5 protein-coding genes are annotated in these 4,640 nt (G+C 62.2%); 2 read left to right on the top strand and 3 right to left on the bottom strand.

The window, feature by feature from the left end:
* Together aroC and ACKWJN_RS12745 are read right to left on the bottom strand one after the other, a co-directional pair.
* A partial coding sequence (gene aroC, locus ACKWJN_RS12740; RefSeq protein WP_408597467.1) for a chorismate synthase occupies window positions 1-594 on the bottom strand: 594 nt, incomplete at its 3' end.
* Between the two features lie 48 nt (window positions 595-642).
* Window positions 643-1,119, bottom strand: coding sequence for a CBS domain-containing protein (locus ACKWJN_RS12745; RefSeq protein WP_408597468.1), 477 nt, complete (start codon window positions 1,117-1,119; stop codon window positions 643-645).
* Between the two features lie 89 nt (window positions 1,120-1,208).
* Here ACKWJN_RS12745 and ACKWJN_RS12750 point away from each other — a divergent pair, with 89 nt between their 5' ends.
* A complete protein-coding gene (locus ACKWJN_RS12750) occupies window positions 1,209-2,522 on the top strand; it encodes an O-acetylhomoserine aminocarboxypropyltransferase (RefSeq protein ID WP_408597473.1) in 1,314 nt (437 codons plus the stop codon).
* Complete coding sequence (locus ACKWJN_RS12755; RefSeq protein ID WP_408597470.1) at window positions 2,519-3,358, top strand: alpha/beta fold hydrolase; 840 nt, start codon at window positions 2,519-2,521, stop codon at window positions 3,356-3,358. Before ACKWJN_RS12750 ends, ACKWJN_RS12755 begins: the two co-directional genes overlap by 4 nt.
* Here ACKWJN_RS12755 and ACKWJN_RS12760 read toward each other — a convergent pair.
* Window positions 3,342-4,562, bottom strand: a complete 1,221-nt coding sequence (locus tag ACKWJN_RS12760; protein WP_408597471.1) for a YihY family inner membrane protein — start codon at window positions 4,560-4,562, stop codon at window positions 3,342-3,344. The genes ACKWJN_RS12755 and ACKWJN_RS12760 overlap by 17 nt on opposite strands.
* Between the last annotated feature and the right edge of the window lie 78 nt (window positions 4,563-4,640).

Here is a 4,640-nt window from a genome sequence, read left to right on the forward strand (position 1 = left end):
CGATTTGCGCAGCGCGTTCATGTAGTCTTCCAGCGCGCTCACATCGGCCACCGGCGCGAAAAACGGGTTGTTGGGCACATGGTCCCAGCTCTCAAAGCCAATCGGCACGTCGCCAATTTGCGTCATGCAACCGAGCAAGGTGGTGCCGTGGTGTTCTTTCAACCACTTTTTGGCCACCGCCCCGGCCGCCACCATCGGCGCGGTCAACCGGGCCGATGAACGGCCACCGCCGCGCGGATCGCGCACACCGTACTTGCGCCAGTAGGTGTAGTCGGCATGCCCGGGGCGGAAAGTTTGCAAGATGTTGCCGTAGTCCTTGCTGCGCTGATCGGTGTTGTGGATCAGCAGGCAAATTGGCGTGCCGGTGGTCACCCCTTCGTAGACGCCGGAGATGATCTGTACCGCATCGGGCTCGTTGCGCTGGGTCACGAACTTGGAGGTGCCAGGACGGCGACGGTCCAGGTCGGGCTGAATGTCGGCCTCAGACAAGGCCATGCCCGGCGGGCAGCCGTCAATCACGCAGCCAATGGCTGGGCCGTGGGATTCACCAAAGTTGGTGACGGTGAAAAGTGTTCCGAAGGTGTTGCCGCTCATGGGAGTGGATTATCCCATCCCGCCCAAAACACGCCCACAAACACCTGCTCAGAGTTTGACCGTCTCGGTATCCGACTCGGGCTCGGTGCCTTCGGGCCAATCGCGGATGTAGGCCTTGAGCATCTTGTTCTCAAAGTTCTGGCTGTCCACCACGGTTTTGGCGACGTCATAAAAGCTGATCACGCCTTGGAGTTGGCGGTTGCCAATGACGGGCATGTAGCGGGCATGGCTCTCAAGCATCATGCGGCGCACTTCGTCGAGTTCGGTGTCGGGTGAACAGGTGAGCGGGTGGTCGTCCATGGCGCTGCGCACGGTGAAGTCACCGATGGCACCGCCGTTTCTGGTGATGGCTTGGATGACCTCACGGAAGGTCAGCATGCCCGCCAAGTCACCATGCTCCATCACCACCAAGGAGCCAATGTCGTGGTCGGACATGGTTTTCACGGCATCGGCCAAAGGATCAAAGGGGTTGATGGTGAACAAGGTGCCGCCGCCTTTGACGCGCAAGATGTCGCTGACTTTCATGGGGATCTCCTGTGCCGATAGGGCCTGAAATATAGCCCACAATGGCATTCAAAATACTGACAAACACCCACCCCAGCCCCGAGGAAACCATGCCTGGCTACAACGACCCGAGCTTTGACACCCTGGCTTTGCACGCGGGGGCCGCCCCCGACCCCAGCACCGGTGCACGCGCCGTGCCCATTCACCTGACCACCTCGTTCGTGTTCGAGTCCAGCGACCACGCGGCGGCACTGTTCAACTTAGAGCGCGCAGGCCATGTGTACAGCCGCATCAGCAACCCCACCACGGCCGTGCTCGAACAACGCGTGGCCGCACTCGAAGGTGGCATTGGTGCCATTGCCACGGCCAGCGGCCAAGCGGCGCTACACCTGTCGATTGCCACACTCATGGGCGCGGGCGCGCACATCGTGGCCAGCACCGCGCTGTATGGCGGCTCGCACAACCTGCTGCACTACACCTTGCGCCGGTTTGGCATCGACACCACGTTTGTCCAACCCGGCGACATCGACGGCTGGCGGGCGGCCGTGCGGCCCAACACCCAGTTGTTTTTTGGCGAAACGGTGGGCAACCCCGGCTTGGATGTGCTGGACATTCCGACCATCGCGCAAATCGCCCACGAGGCGGGTGTGCCGCTGCTGGTGGACTCCACCCTGACCTCGCCCTACCTGATGAAACCGTTTGAGCACGGCGCCGATTTGGTCTACCACTCGGCCACCAAGTTCTTGAGTGGCCATGGCACGGTGATTGGCGGCATCGTGGTGGACGGCGGCAGTTTTGACTGGGAGCGCAGCGGCAAGTTCCCAGAACTCACCGAGCCGTATGAAGGCTTTCACAACATGGTGTTCAGCGAAGAGAGCACCGTGGGTGCCTTCTTGCTGCGGGCACGGCGCGAAGGTTTGCGCGACTTTGGCGCTTGCCTGAGCCCGCACAGCGCATGGCTGATTTTGCAAGGCATCGAGACCCTGCCGCTGCGCATGGAGCGCCACATGAGCAACACCGAAAAAGTGGTGGCCTACCTGGCCAGCCATCCGCTGGTCAGCCGTGTCGGCCACCCTTTGATGGAAGACCACCCCAGCCACGCGCTGGCGCACAAGCTGTTGCGCTTTGGCCCGCGCGGGGCGGGCTCGGTGTTCAGCTTTGACCTCAAAGGCAGCCGCGCGCAAGGACGCGCCTTCATCGAAGCCCTGAAGTTGTTCAGCCACCTGGCCAATGTGGGCGACTGCCGCAGCCTGGTGATTCACCCGGCCAGCACCACCCACTTTCGCATGAGCGACGAGGCGCTGCGGGATGCGGGCATTGGCCCCGGAACGATTCGCTTGTCGATTGGGCTGGAAGACCCCAGCGACTTGATCGAGGACTTGAAGCGCGCCTTGAAGGCCGCCGAGAAAGCAGGTGCGGCATGAAATTCACACTCCAAGGCCCCAGCGGTCAGCCCTACGAGGCCTACGCCTACACCGGCGGCAAAGCCTTTGACCCAAGCCAACCCACGGTGGTGTTCATCCACGGCGTGCTGGGCGACCACAGCGTGTGGATTTTGCAAACCCGCTATCTGGCCCACCACGGCTTCAATGTGCTGGCGGTGGATTTGCCGGGCCACGCCCGCAGCGGCGGCGAAGCCCCCAGCAGCGTGGAAGAGGCCTCGCAGTTTGTGGAGGCCTTGCTCGACGCCGCAGGCGTGCAGCGCGCTGCCTTGGTCGGCCACAGCTGGGGCTCTTTGATTGCGCTGGAGACCGCGGGGCGCTTGAAAGACCGGATCAGCCACATCGCGCTGGTGGGCACGGCGTTTCCCATGAAGGTGTCGCCGGCTTTGTTGGAGAGTTCGCTCAACCAGCCCTTGAAGGCGATTGAGATGATCAACGTGTTTTCACGCGCCACGTTGGCGGCGCCGCCCTCGGCCCTGGGACCGGGCACCTGGGTGTTCGGCGCCAGCTCTGCCTTGTCTCGACGCATCTTGGCCAGCAATCCCAAAGTCAATGTGTTCCACCGCGGATTTGTCGCTTGTGACAGCTACGCCAATGGCTTGCAGGCCATGGCCGACCTCACCTGCCCCGTGCTGTTTGTGCTGGGCAGCCAAGACCAAATGACCACACCCAAAGGCGCTCAAAGCTTGGTGAACCAAGCCCGCGACGCTGGAAAGACGCATGAAGTGGTGATGGTGCCTATGGGCCACCATCAAATGACCGAATCGCCGGAAGAAACGCTGCATGCCTTGCAGCGTTTTCTCACAGCACGTCTCTGAGCCGCAGGTCTTGCCAACGCATCCACAAGCCCTCACCGGCTTCACTGCGCACCAACAGCAAACGCTCCATCAACGGGGTCAGGGGCGTTTGGTGCGGGTCGGCCAAGAGCACAAAGCGTGACTCGCTGACGGCGTGGTGGGCCGAGTCGGCTGATTCGCTGAGGCGGCCAATCCAATCGAGATCGACCAAGGTGGTCAACACCTCTTCCAGTTGCAAGGGGTCCAGGTGCAGGTCTTCGCACAAGCGGGTCAGGCTCACGCCGTGGCTGGGGTCGAGACGCGCCACATTCAAGCGCTGCAAGACTTCCAGCGCCAGCTGGAACCGCCAGCCGACGCTGCGACCATCGCGTGAAATGCCCCCCAGCAAGCTGGGCAAATTGGCCACCAGCACCGCCCCCACCAGGACAATGACCCAAGCCAGATAAATCCAGATCAACAAAATGGGCAAGGTGGCCAAAGCGCCATACACCGCGGAATAGGTGGGCATCAAGCCGAAGTAATAAGCCAGCACATTGCGTGCGACCTCGGTCGCTGCCGCCACCCACACGCCGCCCACCAGGGCATGGCTCCAGCGCACCTGGGTGTAGGGCACATAGCGGTACAGCGCCCCCACGCCCCACGCCAGCAGCATGAACTCCAAGCCGCTGAAAAACCAGCGCATGCTGCTGGTCACATCGGGGGCTAGGCCACGCGAGACGGCAATCAGCTGGGTCAGCATGACCAAGCTCGCGCCCATGAGCAAGGGCCCCAAGGTCAACGCCGTCCAGTACAACAAGATGCGCTGGGCCAGCGGGCGACGCTTGCGCACGCGCCAGATGGCGTTGAGCGTGCGGTCGATGGTAAACACCAAGGCAATGGCCGACAACACCAAGGCGGTGACACCCACCACCCCCAGGCGGCTGGCTTTGCTGGCGAACTGGGTCAGGTAACCCAACACCTGACGCGAAATGTTGTCTGGCACCAAGCTCTCCACCAGACGGCGCTGCAAGACGGTTTGAAAGTCGCTGAAGATGGGAAAGGCGGTGAACACCGCCAAGGCCACCGTGACCAAGGGCACCAAGGCGATGGTGGTGGTGAAGGTCAAGCTGCCCGCGGTCTGGCCCAAGCGGTCCTCGCGGAAGCGCTGGCGCAAGGTGCGCGCGGTGTTGCGCCAAGGGAATCGGCGCAGTCGGTCAAAAAGGTGCTGCAGTTGCGGGACAATCATGGCCTGAATCATGCCACTGCCCATGCCTGTCTCTTATACACATCTGACGCTGCCGACGATCTTACGCGTGTAGATCTC

The sequence above is a fragment of the Limnohabitans sp. genome (assembly GCF_046052825.1).
Lineage (GTDB): Bacteria > Pseudomonadota > Gammaproteobacteria > Burkholderiales > Burkholderiaceae_C > Limnohabitans.

What these genes read in the sequence shown, in the direction of transcription:
- ACKWJN_RS12750 (WP_408597473.1), top strand. Translation starts at nt 1,209, where the DNA reads ATGCCTGGCTACAACGACCCGAGCTTTGACACCCTGGCTTTGCACGCG.
- ACKWJN_RS12745 (WP_408597468.1), bottom strand. Translation starts at nt 1,119, where the DNA reads ATGAAAGTCAGCGACATCTTGCGCGTCAAAGGCGGCGGCACCTTGTTC.
- ACKWJN_RS12760 (WP_408597471.1), bottom strand. Translation starts at nt 4,562, where the DNA reads ATGATTGTCCCGCAACTGCAGCACCTTTTTGACCGACTGCGCCGATTC.
- ACKWJN_RS12755 (WP_408597470.1), top strand. Translation starts at nt 2,519, where the DNA reads ATGAAATTCACACTCCAAGGCCCCAGCGGTCAGCCCTACGAGGCCTAC.